This is a genomic window from Bosea vestrisii, from assembly GCF_030144325.1.
GTDB classification, from domain to species: Bacteria; Pseudomonadota; Alphaproteobacteria; order Rhizobiales; family Beijerinckiaceae; genus Allobosea; species Allobosea vestrisii_A.
The window spans coordinates 1063839-1082084 of sequence record NZ_CP126307.1 but is presented as its reverse complement, the minus strand read 5'-3'; the positions used below and the strand labels follow the sequence as shown (position 1 = coordinate 1082084).

The window sequence follows — 18246 nt, the reverse complement described above, 5'->3', positions numbered from 1 at the left end:
GGTAAACGATGGACGACCTCTCCTCGCTCATCGCCGGCTTCCAGGTCGCGCTCTCCTGGCACAATATCGGCTTCATGGCGGTCGGCGTCATTCTCGGCATCATCGTCGGGGTGCTGCCGGGCTTGGGTGGGCCGAACGGCGTCGCGATCCTGCTGCCACTGACCTTCGGCATGGACCCGACCTCGGCGATCATCCTGCTCTCGTCGATCTACTGGGGCGCGCTGTTCGGCGGCGCGATCACCTCGATCCTGTTCAACATCCCGGGCGAGGCCTGGTCGGTCGCGACCACCTTCGACGGTTATCCGATGGCGGTGCAGGGCAAGGCGGCGGAAGCGCTGACTGCCGCCTTCACCGCCTCCTTCATCGGCGCGCTCTCCGGCGTGGTGCTGATCACCTTCGTCGCGCCGCTGGTCGCGCAGTTCGCGCTCAAATTCGGTCCGGCCGAGTTCTTCGCGGTCTTCCTCCTGACCTTCTGCTCCTTCATCGGCATGGGCCGCGAGAACCGCGCCAAGATCATCGCCTCGCTCTGCATCGGCTTCCTGCTTGCCGCTGTCGGCCTCGATTCGATCTCCGGCGACCTGCGCATGACCTTCGGCTCGACCGAGCTGATGCGCGGCTTCGACTTCCTGATCGTCGTCATTGGCCTGTTCGGCGTCAGCGAGATTCTGCTGACGGTCGAGGAGGGGCTGGTGTTCAAGGGCAAGCAGGCCAAGATCGACCTCAAGGTCGTGCTGCGGACCTGGGCCGGCCTGCCGCGCTACTGGGCGACATTGGTGCGCTCGGCGATCGTCGGCATGTGGATGGGCGTGACGCCGGGCGGCGCCATCGCCGCTTCCTTCATGGGCTACGGCCTCGCCAAGCGCTTCTCGAAGCGAGGCAAGAATTTCGGCAAGGGCGAGATCGAGGGCGTGCTGGCGCCCGAGACCGCCGCGCACGCCGCCGGCACCAGCGCGCTCCTGCCGATGCTGGCGCTCGGCATTCCCGGCTCGGCGACCGCGGCGGTGCTGCTCGGGGGCCTGCTAGTCTGGGGGCTGCAACCCGGGCCGATGCTGTTCGTCGAGCAGAAGGAATTCGTCTGGGGGCTGATCGCCTCGATGTATCTCGGCAATCTCGCTGGGCTGATCATCGTGCTGGCGACGGTGCCGCTCTTCGCCGCGATCATGCGGATACCGTTCTCCTTCGTCGCGCCGGTGATCCTGATCGTCTGCGCGATCGGCGCCTACACGATCTCGAACTCGATCTTCGACATCTGGCTGATGCTGATCTTCGGCGTCGTCGGCTATGTCTTCAAGAAACTCGACTACCCGCTCGCCCCGATGATCCTGGCGCTGGTGCTGGGCGATCGGGCAGAGGACGCCTTCCGTCAGGCACTACTCGGCTCGGGCGGCTCGCTCGGTGTCTTCTGGGCCAACGGGCTGGTCACGACGCTGGTGGTACTCGCCTTGCTGCTGCTCTGCTGGGGCCCTGCCAGCGATGCGATTGCGGCACTGCGCGGCCGCGGTCGGAGCGAAGCAGAACCCGCAGAGGCTGCCCGATGACGCAGGCCGCGCTGCCGCGCCCGCACAGCCGCAATCTCGGCTTCGAACGCAAGCTGTCGCAGGCGCTGGAAGGGGAGGTGCGCTTCGACGCCTTCACCCGCGGGCGCTACGCCACCGACGCCTCAATCTACCAGATCGTGCCTGAAGGCGTCGCCTTCCCGAAGAGCGAGGCCGACATCGCGGCGGCGCTGACGATCGCGGCCGAGCACGGCGTCCCGGTGATCGCGCGCGGCGGCGGCACCTCGCAGAACGGCCAGCCGATCGGCGATGCGCTGATCCTCGACATGAGCCGGCATTTCAACGCGATCCACGACTACGACCCGACCTCGCGGACGGTCTCGGTCGAGCCCGGCATCGTGCTCGAAGCGCTGAACGGCCACGTGAAAAAGGACGGCCTGTTCTTCCCGGTCGAACCCTCGACGGCGAGCCGCTGCACCATCGGCGGCATGGTCGGCAACAACTCGTCGGGCGCGCGCTCGCTGCGCTATGGCAAGATGGTCGACAATGTCGTCGCGCTGAAGGCGATGTTCCATGACGGCGAGCCCTTCGCGCTCGGCGAGGGGCCGGTCGGCGACAACGCCTCGCCGCGGGCGCGAGCGCTGATGGAGACGATGCTGGCGCTGGCCGACCGGCACCGCGACGAGATCGAGGCGATCTTCCCCAAGGTGCAGCGGCGCGTCGGCGGCTATAATCTCGACGAGTTGATCGTGCCCCGGCCGAACCTGTCGCACCTTCTGGTCGGCTCGGAGGGCACGCTCGCACTGACGACGCAGGCGACCTTGAAGCTCTCAGCCTTGCCGCAGCACCGCGTCATGGGCGTCTGCCATTTCCCGAACTTCCGCGCGGCGATGGAGACGACGCAGCATCTCGTCGCGCTCGGGCCGGTCGCGGTCGAGCTCGTGGACAACAATGTGCTGGTCCTGGGCGCCGACATCCCGCTCTTCGTGCGCACGCTCGCCGATATCACCAAGGGCAAGCCGAACTGCCTACTGCTGGTCGAGTTCGCCGGCGACGACCTCGCCGCTCTGAAGGGCGACCTCAGGCGGCTCGAACAGTGCATGGCCGATCATGGCTTTCCCGATGCGGTGGTCGAGGTCGTCGAGCCCGCGCGGCAGAAGCCGGTCTGGGACGTCCGCGAAGCCTGCCTCAACATCATGATGTCGATGAAGGGCGACGGTAAGCCGGTCTCCTTCATCGAGGACTGTGCCGTCCCGCTCGAGCACCTCGCCGACTACACCGACGCGGTCACCGCCCTGTTCGAGCGGCACGGCACGCGCGGCACCTGGTACGCCCACGCCTCGGTCGGCTGCCTGCATGTCCGGCCGATCCTCAACATGAAGACGGAAGCCGGGGTGAAGGCGATGCGCGGCATCGCCGAGGAGGCCTGCGAGCTGGTGCGCCGCTTCAAGGGCTCGTTCTCGGGCGAGCATGGCGACGGCATCTCGCGCTCGGATTTCGTCGAGCCGATGTTCGGCGGACCGCTGACCCGCGCCTTCGAGGCGGTCAAGGACGGGTTCGATCCGGACAACCGGCTCAATCCCGGCAAGATCGTCCGGCCCTACCATATGGACGACCGCAGCCTGATGCGCTTTGCGCCGGGCTACGCCACGCCGGTGCCGGCCGAGACCGCGCTCGACTGGTCCGACTGGGGCGGGCTCGGCGGCGCGGTCGAGATGTGCAACAACAACGGCACCTGCCGGAAGATGGCCGGCGGCACGATGTGCCCGTCATATAGGGCGACGCGGGACGAGCAGCACCTAACTCGCGGGCGCGCCAATACGCTGCGGCTCGCCATCTCCGGTCAGCTCGGCGAGGAAGCCTTCACCTCGCCGGAGATGAAGCAGACGCTCGATCTCTGCGTCTCCTGCAAGGGCTGCAAGCGCGACTGCCCGACCGGCGTCGACATGTCCAGGATGAAGGTCGAGTTCCTGCATCACTACCACGCGAAGCATGGCCTGCCGCTGAAGGAGCGCTTGATCGCCTTCCTGCCGCGCTATGCGCCGGTGGCCGCGAAGCTCGCGCCGTTGATGAACCTGCGCGACCGGATCCCGCTTCTGGCCAAGCTAAGCGAACGCTGGCTCGGCTTCTCGGCGCGGCGTTCGCTGCCGGTCTGGCGCAAGCCGTGGCGCGAGGCGGCCATGCCATCCGACCCCTCCGTCGTGAAGGGCGATGGCCGCGACATCGTGCTCTTCGGCGACACCTTCAACCGCTATTTCGAGCGCGAGAATCTGGAGGCGGCCGAGCGCGTGCTGCTGGCCGGTGGCTATCGCTTGCATCGTGTTGCGGCTGCTGGGGGAGGCCGGCCGCTCTGCTGCGGGCGCACCTTCCTCTCGGCCGGGCTGGTCGACGAGGCCCGTGCCGAGGCGCGGCGGACCCTTGACGCACTCGCGCCTTTTGTTGCCAGGGGCGCGCGGATCGTCGGGCTCGAACCCTCCTGCCTGATGAGCTTCCGCGACGAGTTCGGCGCACTGCTGCCGAAGGCCGAGGTCGAGCCATTGGCCAAGGCGGCGCTGCTGGTCGAGGAACTGCTGGCCGCCGACATGGCCGCGGGCCGGACCAGCCTGCCATTGCGCGACCAAAGCGGGCGCGTCGCACATCTGCACGGGCACTGCCACCAGAAGGCCTTCGACGCGATGGGCGCGGTCGAAAAGACGTTGCGCGCCGTGCCGGGCCTCGAGGTCAAACCGATCGAATCGAGCTGCTGCGGCATGTCGGGCGCATTCGGCTATGGCGCCACGACGATCGACGTTTCCCTCGCCATGGGCGAGCTCTCGCTGCTGCCGGCGGTACGCAAGGCGGCCAGCGATGACCTGATCGTCGCCGACGGCACGAGCTGTCGCCACCAGATCCATGACGGCGCCGGCCGCGAGGCGGTGCATGTCGTCAGGGTGCTGGACGAGGCGCTGAAGGAGCACGGCACACCGACATAGAGAACGACAAGCCCGGAAAACGGGGCAACAGAGGGAGGACGAACATGCTGCGGACGACGCTTCTCAGGACTACCCTGACGCTCTGCGCCATAGCAGGTGCGCAGCAGGTCATGGCGAAAGACTATTTCCTTGCCAGCGGACGCTGGGACAATGTCGTCCTGGTCATCGATCTCGAAAAGGCGATCGACCCCGCCAATGACGGGACACCAAAAGCCGTCGTCAATCGCCTGCGCGTCACGCCGGACATCCAGGTCGACGGCAAGACCGTGGTTTCGAGTGGCCAGCCGATCTCGATCGCGATAGCGCCGGACTATCGACGGGCCTATGTCGTCAATCACTCCGGCCGCACGGCGCCGGAAGCGGCAGCGGCCTTCCAGCATGGCCATGCCGGCACGGTAACGGTCGTCGATCTCAAGAAGGCGCTCGATCCGGCGAGCAACGGCACGCTCGGCGCCGTCGAAGGCTATATCGAGACCGGCGGCTTCGGCCCGACGGGCTTTGCCATCGCCGCCGACGGCAAGCATGCGGTCCTTGCCCATGCCGAGCAGGAGGGCGACGAGGATGGCGGGCGCCATCTCAGCATCGTCGACCTCTCGACCAACAAGGTTATCCGCAAGGTCGAGCAGGCCTTCGGTAAGCCCGGCTTTCCCTGCCCGCCCAATCCGATCCCGCATCGCGCGCCCGATCCGAAATTCGGCTGCTTCCCCGACACCAACGGCGTCACCATCAGCCCGCTCGGCGGCGGCACGATCTTCGGCGCCAATGGCGGCACCGACGACATCACGGTGATGAGCTTCGCCAAGGCGATCGCCGGCGAGAACGGGGCGGAGATCGCGCGCATCCCGGTCCAGGCCGGTGGCTTCGGCATCTCGACCAGCCCGGACGGCAAGCTCGTGGCCCATGCCTCGCGCGAGAACGCCCAGACCGATACGCCCGGCAACACGGTCAGCATCGTCGATGTCGAAAAGGCGCTGAGCGATCCCGGCAAGGCCGAGGTGGCGCGTGTGCTCGTCGGCACCGACGACAAGGCGACGCCGACGCGCCCGTTCGTCGCGGCCTTCCTGCCGGACGGCAAGCGCATCCTGTCGACCCAGTTCCGCTCGAACAACATCGACATCATCGATGTCGCCAAGGCGCTCGCCGGCCAGCCCGCGACAATCAAGCGCGTCGAATTGAAGACGCCAGGCGGCGAACCGTCGCGGCCGCGTGGCATCGCGATCACGCCGGACGGGAAATACGCGGCGATCACCGGCGCGCCGAAGGGCAAACCCAACTCCAGCGTCGTCTGGATCGTCGACCTGGCGAGCTATGAGGTGAAGGGTCGCGTCACCGAAATCGGCAATGAAAGCTACATGATCGGCGCCTTCCAGGCCGACTGAGAGCGACGGGCACAGGCCACGATCCACAGCTATCTCTGGCTCGAGTTCAGGGGGCGTTAACCCTGGCCCGGTACCTCTCGATGCTCAGTCGAGTGAGTGTCGGGCCAGCGTTGATCCATGCGTCGAATCCATCGCAATCTCCAGGCGAACAGCGCCTCTCCTGCCGCTCGGATCTCGGATCAATTATCTGATTTCGCTGAGATTTCGGCGCCGACTCCGGTCGATCGCCGCGTGTCTGGAGCAGAGGTTCCGCCGGGGCCAGTCCGCTACGGGCGCACCCCCGACAAGGTCCGCCGGCAGGAGGTCGAGCGCGTCGCTGCCGAGGTGCCGGCTCCGCTGCCCGAGTCGGTGCCGGAAGCGCCTGTCGATCCCGGTCGCGTCCGCTATTGGCGGACCCCGCGGCACATGCTCCAGCAGGTCTGGGGAGGTGCCTCGGCCGAAGCGCTCGTGCCAGAAGAGCAACTGCAGGTCGAGGCCGAAATGGCCGGAGAGGGCGACGGTGCCTTGATCACTCCCGCGGTCGACGTGCCGCTGCCGGAGGAGAACCCGGTCGAGGTTGTCGCGACCCCGTTCGCCTTCCTCTCCGACGCCGCCTTCTGGGAGTTCATCCCGGATGCCGAGCAGGAGGACGACGCCGCGTTCGAGGCCGCGCCACCGGTTTCCGCAGCGAAGGCGCCGCTGGTGACGGCCCAGCCGGTCACGCTGGCGGCAGCGGCTGAGCCGGTGCGTGCCGCGCCTGCTCCGGTCCCGGCGGCTGCATCGGCGACGATGACGTTCGGCTGGACGCAGCCTTATCGTTTCGAGCTGAGTCTGACGCCGCCTGCTCTACAGGTCATTGCCCCGCTTCCGGTGCCGGCCGCTCGGGCTCCCGCGCCGAAGGCACAGGCTCCGGCGCCGCGCCGCAGGATCATGGGGCAGCTTGCTCCCGCTGCTGCTCCAGCCCTTGCACCGGTGTCGAGGGTCGCCGAGACGGAGGCCGCGCCTGCTTCAGCGCAGTCGAAGGTTTCGGTCGTGCCTGCGGCGCCAAAACTGCGCGCGATCGCTCCGCAGCCCAGACCGACCGCCTTTCATGGCTTCGAGCTGCCGCCGATCGAATTCCTGGCCGAGCCGCCGCAGATCGCGGCAACGATCCCGATCGAGCTCATCCAGCAGAATTCCGGCCTGCTCGAAGGGATTCTGGAGGACTTCAACGTCCGTGGCGAGGTCGTTCAGGCCTGCCCCGGCCCGGTCGTGACGTTGTACGAGCTCGAGCCCGCGCCCGGGACGAAGAGCTCCCGCGTCATCTCGCTCGCCGACGACATTGCGCGGTCGATGAGCGCGATCTCGGCGCGTGTCGCGGTGGTGCAGGGCAAGAACGCGATCGGCATCGAACTGCCCAATGCCAAGCGCGAGACCGTCTTCCTGCGCGAGCTCCTGGCCAGCCAGGACTTCGAGGGTACCAAGCACAAGCTGGCGCTCTGCCTCGGCAAGACCATCGGCGGCGAGCCGGTGATCGCCGACCTTGCTCGCATGCCGCATCTGCTCGTCGCCGGCACCACCGGCTCGGGCAAGTCGGTCGCGATCAACACCATGATCCTGTCGATCCTCTACCGGCTGAAGCCGGAGGAGTGCCGGCTGATCATGGTCGATCCCAAGATGCTCGAGCTCTCGGTCTATGACGGCATCCCGCATCTGCTCACCCCCGTCGTCACCGACCCGAAGAAGGCGGTGGTCGCGCTGAAATGGGCGGTGCGCGAGATGGAGGAGCGCTACAAGAAGATGTCGAAGCTCGGTGTGCGCAACATCGACGGCTTCAACGTCAGGGTCGGCGAGGCCTTGGCCGCCGGCGAGGTCATCACCCGCACGGTCCAGACCGGCTTCGACAAGCATTCGGGCGAGGCGATCTACGAGGAGGAGGCGATGGACCTGTCGCCTCTGCCTTATATCGTCGTGATCGTCGACGAGATGGCCGACCTGATGATGGTCGCCGGCAAGGAGATCGAGGGCACGATCCAGCGCCTGGCGCAGATGGCCCGCGCCGCCGGCATCCATGTCGTGCTGGCGACGCAGCGTCCCTCGGTCGACGTGATCACCGGCACGATCAAGGCGAACTTCCCGACCCGGATCTCCTTCCAGGTCACCAGCAAGATCGACTCGCGCACCATCCTCGGCGAGATGGGCGCCGAGCAGCTGCTCGGCCAGGGCGACATGCTCTACATGGCCGGCGGCGGCCGGATCACCCGCGTGCACGGGCCGTTCGTCTCGGACGCCGAGGTCGAGAAGGTCGTGGCGCATCTGAAGACGCAAGGACGCCCGGACTATCTCGACGCGGTCACCGCCGAGGAGGAGGCCGCCGGAGCCGAGGACGAGGACGGGGCGGTCTTCGACAAGAGCGGCATGGGCCAGGCCGAGAGCGACGACCCCTATGAGCAGGCGGTCGCGGTCGTGCTGCGCGACAAGAAGGCCTCGACCTCCTACATCCAGCGCCGCCTGCAGATCGGCTACAACCGCGCCGCCTCGATCATGGAGCGGATGGAGAACGAGGGCATCGTCGGACCGGCAAACCACGCCGGAAAACGCGAGATCCTCGTCGAAGCAGGAAGAGCACGCGAAGACGAGGACTGAGGCGCGGGCTCAGTCCGGCCAGGACAGCAGGATCTCGTAGGCCGTCGGCTTGACCAGGCGCATGTCCGGGTCGGACGAGGAGAATTCCTTGTCGCCCGAGAGCCGGTCGAGCGCCTTCACATCTGCGCCTTTCGGATAGCCGAAGCGGACCGTCAGCTTGCAGCCGGCGAAGGCTCCGGCGAGCTTGCCGCCCTGCCAGTCGGCGGCGGTGCCAGAATAGTCCCAGTCGAAGCCGAGGATGCTGAAGGGCTTGCCATTGGCGCCCTCGACCATGGCGAGGGCCGTGCCGATGGCGAGGCGCTCGCCTGCCGGCCCCGCGACTGCCCAGCCCGAACCCTCGCGGACATAGATCGTGCCGGGACCGCGGCGCTTGGCTCCATCGCGCCAGATCAGTTCGAGTCGGCGCTTACGGTTCTTGGGATAGAGGATGGCACCGGCTGCCTTCTCGCCTTCGCCGATCTCGATGCGGGCGCGCTGGACGTTCTCCGCGCCGAAGGCTCGGATCAGCGCAGCTTCGTCGGCATTGCGGGCGAAGGGGCCGTTGCAGGCGAGCAGATCGGCCGTCTGTGCCCCAGCCGTCACGGCCGAGGCGAAGAGCGCGACCGTCGCAAGTCGCAAGGCGAGAGCCAGCCTGTTCATGCGACACCATCCCCCTGCCGTCGGCGGCGAGTGCAGATGGCGCCACCCGCGTCAGACCTTGGGAGGCTTTGAAGCACGATCGAAGACGGGTGTCGCCTCGGTCTTACCGGCCGGGTCCTGCCCGGTCGGGATGTCCTCGGCCGCGTGGCGGACGGCCTCCTCCTGTTCCGTCAGCCCGTCCATGGTGTCGTTGGCATCGCTGCCGGCGTCATGGACATTGGTTTCATCGCTCGCCCGACGGCGATCATTGATCGGTGTCTCCTGATCCGGACGGACCGAGGCGTCCTCTGGACGCACCGGGTCGTTCGGGATGCGCTCATCGAGCAATGCAGGATTCTCCCGCGGCTTTCCATCGTGCGGCATGATTCTGCTCCGTTGCTGAGGGCCTACCGAACCAAGCTGCGAGCCGCGGCATTGTTCCGCGCGGCCTGCCGCGAACCTTCGCGAGGGATGAGCGTTTGTGAAGGCATGCAAGGAGTGCCCTCATGACAGCGATCCATCAAGCCGGCGGACCGCCGGGCGGCGTGCCGACCAGCCCGACGCCGCCACCGGAATTGCCGCCGATGAACCCAGGCGAGGTGTCGCCGGCGCCGCCGATCGAGAACCCGCCGGACAATGAGCCGAACGGCATCCCGAACGACCCGCCGCCGGAACTGCCGCCGAACGCGCCGCCCGAAGGGCCGCCGGCAACGCCGATCGACCTGCCGCCGGCGCGCGATCCGCGCGAGCCGCAGGAGCCCAGGCAGTAAGGGAACGCATCATGGATGAGGAACTCGCCGGCATGACGCCGGAGCAGTTGATCGCTGAGGTGAAACGCCTGCGTGCCGGCATCCGCGCGCATCGCGATTCATCCGGGCACGACCTGTGCTGGCATCACCCGCAGCTCTGGAGGCTGCTGCCCGAGCCCATCGAGCCGGAGATCGCGGTGCCGCCCTGGCCGAAATTCCTGCGCGGCTGCCTGCATTATCGCGAGGCCTGGAGCGGCAGCGTCCGGGCGCTGCCGTGTTCGACCGTGAGTATAGCGAAGGCGACCGGCAGGCCGCCGCGCCTCAGAGCGCCGGCCGATCGCTCTCGCCGAGATCCCAATAGAGCCCGGCCATCAGGCCGAGCGCCTCGCGCGGGATTGCGACCGGGACATGCTCGTTGGGGGCGTGCTGCGAGCAGCCGGGATAGGAATGCGGCACCCAGATCGTGCGCATGCCGACGATGTCCGCGAAGATATCGTTGGGCAGCCCGCCGCCGAGATTGGGCAGCAAAGCGGGCTTCTTGTTGGTGCTCTTCTGGAGCGAGGCCAGCGCCCATTCGACCCACGGATCATCGGGATCGAGCCGCGTCGCGTTGAAGACCGCATCGCGCGCCTTGGTGATCTCGACCATACCGAAGCCATGGCGGTCGAAATGGCGGCGCAATGCCGGCATGACGTCGTCGGGATCGATGCCGACGACGAAGCGCAGGGCGCAGCGGGCCCAGGCACTCGGCGGCACGGCGTTGACCGGGGTCTCCGGTACGCCGGACTTCATCGCCAGCACGTCGAAGGAGCACCAGCCGAAGACCTGCTCGGCCGGCGACAGGCCGGGCTCGCCCCATTCGCGATCGATGGTCGGGCCGTCGGGCCCGCCGTCGATCTCGCAATCTGCGAGGGCCTTGCGCACGGCCGCCGGTAGTTCCTTCGGTACCCATTCATGGATGCGGATCTGGCCGGTCGGCGAGGTGATCGAGGCGATGGCATGTGCGAGCTGGATCGCCGGGTCGGACAGGATGCCGCCCCAGTTGCCGGAATGGTGGCCGCCCTCGCGAGCGTTGATGGTGAGATCGAAGGTCACGCCGCCGCGGGCGCCCAGGAAGATGGTCGGGCGCTCTGCATTGAGGCGCGGCCCGTCGGAGGCGATCAGCACGTCCGACTTGAACAGCTCCTTCTGCTCGGTGCAGAGCTCGCGCAATCCGGGCGAGCCGCATTCCTCGCCCATCTCGATCAGGTATTTGACGTTGAAGCCGAGTGTGCCGCCGCGCGTCTCAAGCACGGATTTCAGCGCGCTGATGTTGATCAGGTGCTGACCCTTGTTGTCGACGACGCCGCGGCCATACCAGCGGTCACCGCGCTCGGTGAGGGTCCAGGGCGAAAGGCCTTCGGCCCATTGCGCGTCGAGCCCGCGAATGACGTCGCCATGGCCGTAGCCGAAGATAGTCGGCAGGCCTTCGCCCTCGATGCGCTGCGCGAAGAGGAAGGGGCCCTTGGCCTTGGGATGGTTCAGCGTCTGGCAGGAGAAGCCGAGGCTCTCCAGCAGCGGCTGCATTTCCGTCTCCAGATACTCGGTCAGCACCGGGGCACGCTCGGGATTCTGGCTCTCGGTCGGCATGGCGATCAGCCGCGACAGGTCGCTCTTGAAGCTGCCGGAGTCGAAATAGTCGAGCGCATGGGAGATGGCCTTGGCGCGAGTCATGGGGTGTTCTCCATCTGGATTCGAGTAGCCTGACTCTCAGCCCTCATCCTGAGGAGCAATCTGTAGGATCGCGTCTCGAAGGATGCTCCAGGAGGTTCCGGAACCTCCTGGAGCATCCTTCGAGACGCCGCTGCGCGGCTCCTCAGGATGAGGGCTGTGGGTAAGAGCCGGCCGGAGTGCATCAGTTGCGCTTTTCGGGCGAGATCACGTCGCGCAGACCGTCGCCGGCGAGGTTAATCGCGAAGATCAGCAAGGCGAGCGCCGTGCCGGGCAAAGCGATCAGCCAGAATGAGAAGAACATGTAGGCCTTGGCTTCCGAGACCATCAGGCCCCAGGACGGCAGCGGCGGCTGTACCCCGAGGCCGAGGAAGGAGAGGGCGGCTTCGAGAAGGATGGCGCTCGCCGCTTCCAACGTCGCCACCACGATCAGATGTGGGGCGATGTTGGGCAGGACCTCGCGCAGGATGATGCGCGTCGTGCTCGCGCCGGAGGCCTGCGCCGCCGTGATGTAGTCGAGCGAGCGGACCTGCTGCGTCGCGCTGCGCATCACCACGGCGAAGCGGTCCCATTTCAGCAGGCCGAGCACCAGGATGACGATCCAGAGCGAGGAGCCGATGATGGCGACGACGGCGAGCGCCACCAGGATCACCGGCATGGCGAGGCGCGTCGTCACCATGAAGGTCACGGCCATGTCGATGCGACCACCGAAATAGCCGGCGAGCAGGCCCATGGTCGTGCCGATCAGTCCGGCGATGGCGACGACGCTGATGCCGATGATCAGCGAGATGCGGGCGCCGTAGAGCAGGCGCGAGAGATAGTCACGCCCGAGCGGGTCGGTGCCGAGCGGGTGGAGCCAGTTGCCCTTGTCGTACCAGAACGGCGGGACATTCCGCGCCGTCAGGTTCTGCAGATAGGGATCGTGCGGTACCAGCAGCGGGGCGAGCAGAGCGAGCACCACGAACAGCAGCAGCAGCCCGAAGCCGAACAGGAAGGATTTCTGGGCCAGCGCCCGACGCAGCAGGCGGCGCCCACCGGTGACGTCGCTCGCAGCTAGGGGGAGGGAGGTCGCGTCGCTCATGTCAGGATACCCGGATGCGCGGATCGAGCCAGGCATTGGCGATGTCGGCCAGCAGCGTCAGCAGGACGTAGACGACCGAGAGCAGCAGGACGATGACCTGCATGACCGGGAAATCCTTGTAGGTGATGCTCTGATAGGCGAGGTAGCCGAGCCCATCGAGCGCGAAGATCGTCTCGATCACCACCGAGCCGCCTAGCAGGAAGCCGAGCTGCACAGCCGTCAGCGCCACGACCGGCACGGCGGCGTTGCGCAGCGCATGGGTGATGACGACGGCATAGGGAGAGAGGCCCTTGGCGCGGGCGGTGCGGATATAATCGGCCGAGAGCACCTCGATCATGCCGGCGCGGATCAATCGCATGAAGGCCGGCGCCGTATAGTAGCCGAGCGCGATCGTCGGCATGACGTAGTGCAGCCAGCTGCCTGAGCCGGAGACCGGCAGCCAGCGCAGGGTGATCGAGAACAGCATCACCAGGATCAGCGCGAAGAAGAAGTTCGGCATCGCCTGGCCGAAGACGGCGATGGCGAGGGCCAGCCGATCGATCCAGCTGTTGGAATAGATCGCGGCGAGCACGCCGAGCGGGATCGAGATCGCCAGCGCGAAGGCGAGCGATGAGACACCGAGGATCAGCGTCACCGGCAGCTTGGCGAAGACCAGCGTGGCGACGTCGGTCTTGAAATAGATCGAGGTGCCGAAATCGCCAGAGAGCGTCTTCAGCAGCCAGTCGAGATACTGGACGACGAGCGGCCGGTCGAGCCCGTAGGTCTTGCGGATGACGTCGAGATCGGCCTGCTGCGCGCCCTCGCCGGCGATCGCGACCGCGATGTCGCCGGACAGGCGCAGCAGGAAGAAGGCGATGGCCGAGACCGCGAGCGCGACGAGCAGCGCCAGGCCGAGCCGTTTGACGATGAAGCCTAACACAAGGTGCGTCCGGGGCTGGTCATGATGCAGAGTTTCCAGCGATCCCATTGTCGAGCGAGGAACCGCGACGCGAACCCCTCCCCCTTGTGGGGAGGGGGCAGGGGTGGGGGCGAGTGACTGGGTGAGCGGTCGAACGCTCGGGCGGCGGGCTTCGGCTTTAGTACGACAAGCGAATGTCGCATCCTGGCTTTCCGCCCCCACCCCTAGCCCCTCCCCACGAGGGGGAGGGGAACGCGCCTCTGCGTCACTTCCAGCCCATCTCCCAGAAGCGGACGAGCTCGTCCGGATAGGCCTTGAAGTTCAGGTCCTTGTTGGCGACGTAGTAGACCGGCAGCGAATAGAGCGGCACGGCATAGGCCTTGTCGGCGATGATCTTCAGGCCGGCCTTGTAGGCCTCCTTGCGCACTGCCGGATCGACCGAGTTGTTGCCCTTCTCCAGCAGGTCGCGCACGGCGGCGTCGCGGGTGATGTCCTCGCTGCGGAAGGCGAAGTAGTTCGGCGTCGCGGCCGAGACGTCATTGACCGAGAACGAGCCCCAGGTCTGGTGCGTCAGCATCGCCTTGTTGGTGGCGATCTGCTCGCGCATCGCGGCGTATTGCAGGAAGCGCAGATTGGTCTTGATGCCGACGGCCTGGAGATAGCCGATCAGCGCCTCGGTCTGGTTGCGCTCGCGATAAGCGACGATGTCCATGGTCAGGCTGGGATGGCCGGCTTCAGCCAGCAGCGCCTTGGCCTTGGCCGGGTCGTAAGCGTAGCGCGCCGCGCCCTCGTCGGTGCAGCCGAACTGCGAGGGGAAGCAGATCGTGTTGATGACGCGCGAGCCAGTGCCGACGATGTTCTTGACCATCGCCTCGCGGTCGATGGCGTGGATGATCGCCTTGCGGACGCGCTCGTCCTTGAGGGCGGGAGCGGGCGTGCCATCCTGGATGTTCATCTGCATGAAGACGATGCGCATGGTCTCGCCGGAGACGACCTGCAGCGTCGGGACCGTCTGCAACTGGTCGGCCTGGTCCTTCGGAACGTGCATGATCAGGTCGGCGCCGCCCGAGAGCATCTCGGCCATCTGGGTCTGGCGATCGGGGATGAAGCGGATCTCGAACTTGCCGACCTTGGGCTGCGGCTTCGGCGAATCCTTGAAATAGTCCTTGTTCAGCTCGAGCGAGATCGACTTGCCCGGGACGTAGTTCGTGACCTTGTAGGGGCCGGAGCCGACTGGCTTCTCGTTCTGGCCCTTGGGCCCGACCTTCTCGTAATACTCGTTCGGGTGGATCACGACCGGGCCGGCGAGATACTCGATCGCGGCCGGGAAGATCTCCTTGGTCGTGAGCCGGACCTTGTACTTGTCGAGCTTCTCGGCCTTGGCGATCCAGTTGACGTTGCCCTGGGTGACGACCTTGTTCTCGGTCTTGGAGATGAAGTTCAGCGTGTAGACGACGTCGTCGGCGTCGAACTCCTCGCCATTGTGGAACTTCACGCCCTGGCGCAGCTCGAACTCGATGGTCTTGTCGTCGACCTGCTTCCAGCTCTTGGCGAGCTGGCCCTTGTACTCGTTGGTGGCCGGATCGCGGTAGATGAGCGTGTCCCAGACATTGGCGCCGATGATCACGCCGATGCGGACATTGTTGAAGAACGGATCGACGCTTTCCGGCGCCTGATCATAGGCGAAGCGGACGGTGTTGGCCGCCTTCTGGGCCAAGGCTGGCGTCGCAAGAGCGGTCGCAGCCAAAATGGTAGCGGCCAGGGCCGTTGAGGCCTTGTCGAAGAAGCGCATGTTTTCCCCTCGCAGCGTTGTCGCTTGTCTCGTTCGGCGGGCAGCACGAAGCCACCGTCACGCCGACGACACAAACTCTGCACAGCTTCGTGCTTGCCGCCATAAGAATGAATCGAAAGGATCGTTGCCGAGACGGCAAGGGGCGGCTACTGCACGCTCATGCAGACCCCGGCCTTGCGGTATTTCCTGTCGGTAGTGCGGACCGGCTCGGTCAGCGCCGCGGCGCAGCGCCTGCGCGTCGCGGCCTCGGCGGTCAGCCGCCAGATCGCCAATCTCGAGAAGGAACTGGACGCCGCCCTGTTCGAGCGGCGCTCGCATGGCATGATCCTGACCCAGGCGGGTCAGACGCTGGCGGCCTATGCCCAGCGGCTTGAGCTGGAGAGCGAGCAGGTCGTCAGCGAGATCCGCGAATTGCGCGGCGCCAGCAAGGGCCTGATCAGGCTCGGCGTTACCGAGGGCTTCGCGGTGAGCTTCATCCCCGAGGTGATCTATGCCTTCCGCGAGGAGCATCCGGACGTCGCCTTCGACGTCAAGGTGATGTCGCCGCAGGTCGTCACCGAGCATGTCCGCACCGGCACGATCGATCTCGGGCTGACCTTCGTGCTGCAGCAGGAGCGCGGTGTCACCATCAACTGGCAATGCGCGGCACGGACCTACGCCTTCGTCGCGCCGCACCACCCGCTGGCGGCAAAGGAATCGATCAGGATCGAGGACATCTTCGTCCATCCGGTCGGGGTGCTCGACACCGAGGCGACGGTGCGCAAGATCGTCGACATCTATTTCTCGGCGCGCGGGCTGACCGTCGACGCCGTCCTGACCTCGACCAATGTCGCGAGCCTGCGCCATTTCTGCAAACTCGGCGGCGCGGTGATGTTCGCAAGCTCGATCACCTTCGGCGCCTCGATCCGCGACGGCTCGGTCGTGGCGCTGCCGTTGAGAGATGGCGACCTGCCGCCGCGCAGCCTGCAGATCCAGACCATGTCGGGCCGGGCGCTGCCCAAGGTGGTGACCAATTTCCTCGGCGTGCTGATCGAGGAATTGCAGCGCGCCGATGTGCTGGCGGCGATGGCGACCGAGCCGGCCGCGGCGTCCGAGGTCCGGCAGGCATGAGCGTTCCAATGAAGGTCGCTGCGCCCGAGATCATGGTGCCGCATCCGCACCAGCTCGTGGCACGCGATGCGATCCTGGCGGCGCGTGCTGCCGGCAAGCCCGGCTTCCTGCTTGGCGACCTGACCGGGCTCGGCAAGACGCTCTCGGCCTGGCTCGCGATCTCGGCGATGCCGGAGCAGGAAGTTCTGGTGATCTGCCCGAAAGGCGCGATCCCGCAATGGCGGCGTACCATCGCCCATGCCGGCTTGCCGGCGAAAAAGTTGACCTTGATGAATTTCGAGCGGACCAAGTCGCTGCTCGCGCCGCCGCCGGCCAGCAGCAAGCGCTCGACCCGGGCGAAGAACAACGAGCTCGCCAAGCACGGCACGCCGAAGCGGGTCTGGCCGCTGGTCGTGATCGACGAGGCCCACCGCATCCGCAACCCGAACTCGCAGCAGGGGCTGGTCTGCCGGCAGATGGCCGCGGCGGCTGAGTTCACGATCTATATGAGCGCGACGGCCGGGCAGGCACCGCATGAACTGTCCTATCTCGCGAGATTGCTCAGCGATGCGACGGGCGCGCCCGGCGCCGATCTCGACGGCTTCCGGGCACTGATGAAACGCCTGAAGATGGGCCGGGCCAAGGGGCGCTGGAAGAACTGGAGCTGGGAGCCGAACGAGAGCGACCGGAAGGTGATGGCGGACCTGCTCTATCGCGGTGCCAATGCCATCGGGCTCAGGCGCCGGCCGGAGGAGATCGCCGGCTGGCCGGAGGTTCAGCGCGAGCTTGCGCCGGTTGCGCTCGATGCTGCCGAGCGCAAGCTCTACGACGCGACCTGGCGCGAGTTCCGGCGCGAGCTCGGTCTTGCCGGCGGTTCGACCCGCAAGCCCGCCGGCTGGGCCGCTGATCTGCGCTTCCGCCAGAAGGCGAGCCTGCTGCGCACCGCCGGCACGGCCGAGTTCTGCCAGGACCTGCTCGAAAATGACGAGCAGGTCGCGATCTCCGTCGCTTTCCTGGAGACCGGCGCGATGCTGGTCGAGAAGCTCTCGGGCAAGGGCTGGCGCGTGGGTTCCATCACCGGCGAGTACTCAGGCGAGGCCAACGAGGCGACGCGCATCGCCTTCCAGACCGGCAAGCTCGACGCCGTCATCTTCACCGTGACCGAGTCGATCTCGCTGCATAAGGCTGAGATGCCCGGCGGCGAGCGCGAACGGGCGCTCGTCGTCCATGATCTGCGCCACAGCGCGATCCAGCTGCAGCAGATCGAGGGCCGCTGCCATCGCGACGGCCAGCATGCGACGATCTTCTACACCTATGCCGAGGACACGGTGGAGGAGAAGGTCGCCGCGACCGTGCTCGCCCGCATGGCGGCGATGGAGGGGCTTGCCGGCGACGAGACGGCGCTGCTCGACGCGATAGCCGGAGAGGTCGAGCGGGCGGCGCTGGCAAGGGAAGCGGCGTAGACACTGCCCTTTCCGTCATGGTCGGGCTTGTCCCGACCATCCACGTCTTACTTCGGGCAAGGCGGTGTTCAAGACGTGGATGCTCGCCACAAGGGCGAGCATGACGGCGAAGCTCAATTCGTCTGCGAGCGCGGCGGCTCGTCGGGCTTGCGCTCGCCGACCCGCTTGGCCTCGTCGACGACGCGCTCGGTCGCGCCGACCGCCTTGTACCAGAGGTCGCGCGTGTAGGCGCCCTGATGGACGATGGCGTCATAGCCGATCGCGATGACTGCGATCACCAGCAGAATGCGAAACATGGGACATCCCCCGTCCGAATTGGTCCTCGGCAGAGAACGCGGCGGAGGAAGGCCGGTTCCGGTTCTTCGCGTTTCACGGGTGCGACGATCGCGCGCCCT

At 66.7% G+C, this 18246-nt stretch carries 14 protein-coding genes and 1 pseudogene; 8 read left to right on the top strand and 7 right to left on the bottom strand.

Translation table 11 applies throughout. The features are described 5' to 3' along the window. Positions 1-8: 8 nt before the first annotated feature. The 4 genes from QO058_RS05240 (at position 9) to QO058_RS05225 (ending at position 8451) form a co-directional block, all read left to right on the top strand. Positions 9-1538 carry a tripartite tricarboxylate transporter permease gene (locus QO058_RS05240; RefSeq protein ID WP_284170822.1) on the top strand — a complete coding sequence of 510 codons (1530 nt, stop codon included), beginning with the start codon at positions 9-11 and terminating at the stop codon, positions 1536-1538. Then, complete coding sequence (locus QO058_RS05235; protein WP_284170821.1) at positions 1535-4468, top strand: FAD-binding and (Fe-S)-binding domain-containing protein; 2934 nt, start codon at positions 1535-1537, stop codon at positions 4466-4468. The genes QO058_RS05240 and QO058_RS05235 overlap by 4 nt, the downstream gene beginning before the upstream one ends. A 44-nt stretch (positions 4469-4512) precedes the next feature. Next, positions 4513-5847: a YncE family protein gene (locus QO058_RS05230; protein WP_284170820.1), complete on the top strand. Its 1335-nt coding sequence runs from the start codon at positions 4513-4515 to the stop codon at positions 5845-5847. A 231-nt stretch (positions 5848-6078) separates the two neighbouring features. Continuing rightward, positions 6079-8451, top strand: coding sequence for a DNA translocase FtsK (locus QO058_RS05225; protein WP_284170819.1), 2373 nt, complete (start codon positions 6079-6081; stop codon positions 8449-8451). Positions 8452-8460: 9 nt separating this feature from the next. Here QO058_RS05225 and QO058_RS05220 read toward each other — a convergent pair whose 3' ends face one another. After that, positions 8461-9090, bottom strand: a complete 630-nt coding sequence (locus QO058_RS05220; protein ID WP_284170818.1) for a hypothetical protein — start codon at positions 9088-9090, stop codon at positions 8461-8463. A 51-nt stretch (positions 9091-9141) separates the two neighbouring features. Then, the gene (locus tag QO058_RS05215) at positions 9142-9453 is read right to left on the bottom strand and encodes a hypothetical protein (protein ID WP_284170816.1); all 312 of its coding nucleotides are present in this window, start codon (positions 9451-9453) and stop codon (positions 9142-9144) included. 122 nt (positions 9454-9575) lie between these two features. Here QO058_RS05215 and QO058_RS05210 point away from each other — a divergent pair, with 122 nt between their 5' ends. Together QO058_RS05210 and QO058_RS05205 are read left to right on the top strand one after the other, a co-directional pair. Then, positions 9576-9839, top strand: coding sequence for a hypothetical protein (locus tag QO058_RS05210; protein ID WP_284170814.1), 264 nt, complete (start codon positions 9576-9578; stop codon positions 9837-9839). A gap of 11 nt (positions 9840-9850) precedes the next feature. Next, positions 9851-10179, top strand: a pseudogene (locus tag QO058_RS05205) (hypothetical protein). Here the strand turns inward: QO058_RS05205 and QO058_RS05200 are convergent. The 4 genes from QO058_RS05200 to QO058_RS05185 form a co-directional block, all read right to left on the bottom strand. Further along, positions 10140-11531 carry a M20 family metallopeptidase gene (locus QO058_RS05200; protein ID WP_284170812.1) on the bottom strand — a complete coding sequence of 464 codons (1392 nt, stop codon included), beginning with the start codon at positions 11529-11531 and terminating at the stop codon, positions 10140-10142. The pseudogene QO058_RS05205 and the gene QO058_RS05200 overlap by 40 nt on opposite strands. A gap of 181 nt (positions 11532-11712) precedes the next feature. Further along, on the bottom strand, positions 11713-12609 hold the full coding sequence (locus QO058_RS05195) for an ABC transporter permease (RefSeq protein ID WP_284170810.1): 897 nt from the start codon (positions 12607-12609) through the stop codon (positions 11713-11715). Between the two features lies 1 nt (position 12610). Next, positions 12611-13528, bottom strand: coding sequence for an ABC transporter permease (locus tag QO058_RS05190; protein WP_284170808.1), 918 nt, complete (start codon positions 13526-13528; stop codon positions 12611-12613). A 244-nt stretch (positions 13529-13772) separates the two neighbouring features. Continuing rightward, positions 13773-15299: an ABC transporter substrate-binding protein gene (locus QO058_RS05185; RefSeq protein WP_284170807.1), complete on the bottom strand. Its 1527-nt coding sequence runs from the start codon at positions 15297-15299 to the stop codon at positions 13773-13775. Between the two features lie 159 nt (positions 15300-15458). Between QO058_RS05185 and QO058_RS05180 the strand changes: the two genes are divergently transcribed. Then, positions 15459-16409, top strand: coding sequence for a LysR family transcriptional regulator (locus QO058_RS05180; protein ID WP_284170805.1), 951 nt, complete (start codon positions 15459-15461; stop codon positions 16407-16409). Further along, the gene (locus QO058_RS05175) at positions 16406-17851 is read left to right on the top strand and encodes an SNF2-related protein (protein WP_284170804.1); all 1446 of its coding nucleotides are present in this window, start codon (positions 16406-16408) and stop codon (positions 17849-17851) included. Before QO058_RS05180 ends, QO058_RS05175 begins: the two co-directional genes overlap by 4 nt. 113 nt (positions 17852-17964) lie before the next feature. Here the strand turns inward: QO058_RS05175 and QO058_RS05170 are convergent, their stop codons facing one another. After that, positions 17965-18147, bottom strand: coding sequence for a hypothetical protein (locus QO058_RS05170; protein ID WP_057191034.1), 183 nt, complete (start codon positions 18145-18147; stop codon positions 17965-17967). Between the last annotated feature and the right edge of the window lie 99 nt (positions 18148-18246).

Bases quoted from the DNA above. Each gene is read 5' to 3' on its own strand.
- QO058_RS05240 (WP_284170822.1), top strand. From the start codon at position 9: ATGGACGACCTCTCCTCGCTCATCGCCGGCTTCCAGGTCGCGCTCTCC.
- QO058_RS05235 (WP_284170821.1), top strand. From the start codon at position 1,535: ATGACGCAGGCCGCGCTGCCGCGCCCGCACAGCCGCAATCTCGGCTTC.
- QO058_RS05230 (WP_284170820.1), top strand. From the start codon at position 4,513: ATGCTGCGGACGACGCTTCTCAGGACTACCCTGACGCTCTGCGCCATA.
- QO058_RS05220 (WP_284170818.1), bottom strand. From the start codon at position 9,090: ATGAACAGGCTGGCTCTCGCCTTGCGACTTGCGACGGTCGCGCTCTTC.
- QO058_RS05215 (WP_284170816.1), bottom strand. From the start codon at position 9,453: ATGCCGCACGATGGAAAGCCGCGGGAGAATCCTGCATTGCTCGATGAG.
- QO058_RS05210 (WP_284170814.1), top strand. From the start codon at position 9,576: ATGACAGCGATCCATCAAGCCGGCGGACCGCCGGGCGGCGTGCCGACC.
- QO058_RS05200 (WP_284170812.1), bottom strand. From the start codon at position 11,531: ATGACTCGCGCCAAGGCCATCTCCCATGCGCTCGACTATTTCGACTCC.
- QO058_RS05195 (WP_284170810.1), bottom strand. From the start codon at position 12,609: ATGAGCGACGCGACCTCCCTCCCCCTAGCTGCGAGCGACGTCACCGGT.
- QO058_RS05185 (WP_284170807.1), bottom strand. From the start codon at position 15,299: ATGCGCTTCTTCGACAAGGCCTCAACGGCCCTGGCCGCTACCATTTTG.
- QO058_RS05180 (WP_284170805.1), top strand. From the start codon at position 15,459: ATGCAGACCCCGGCCTTGCGGTATTTCCTGTCGGTAGTGCGGACCGGC.
- QO058_RS05175 (WP_284170804.1), top strand. From the start codon at position 16,406: ATGAGCGTTCCAATGAAGGTCGCTGCGCCCGAGATCATGGTGCCGCAT.
- QO058_RS05170 (WP_057191034.1), bottom strand. From the start codon at position 18,147: ATGTTTCGCATTCTGCTGGTGATCGCAGTCATCGCGATCGGCTATGAC.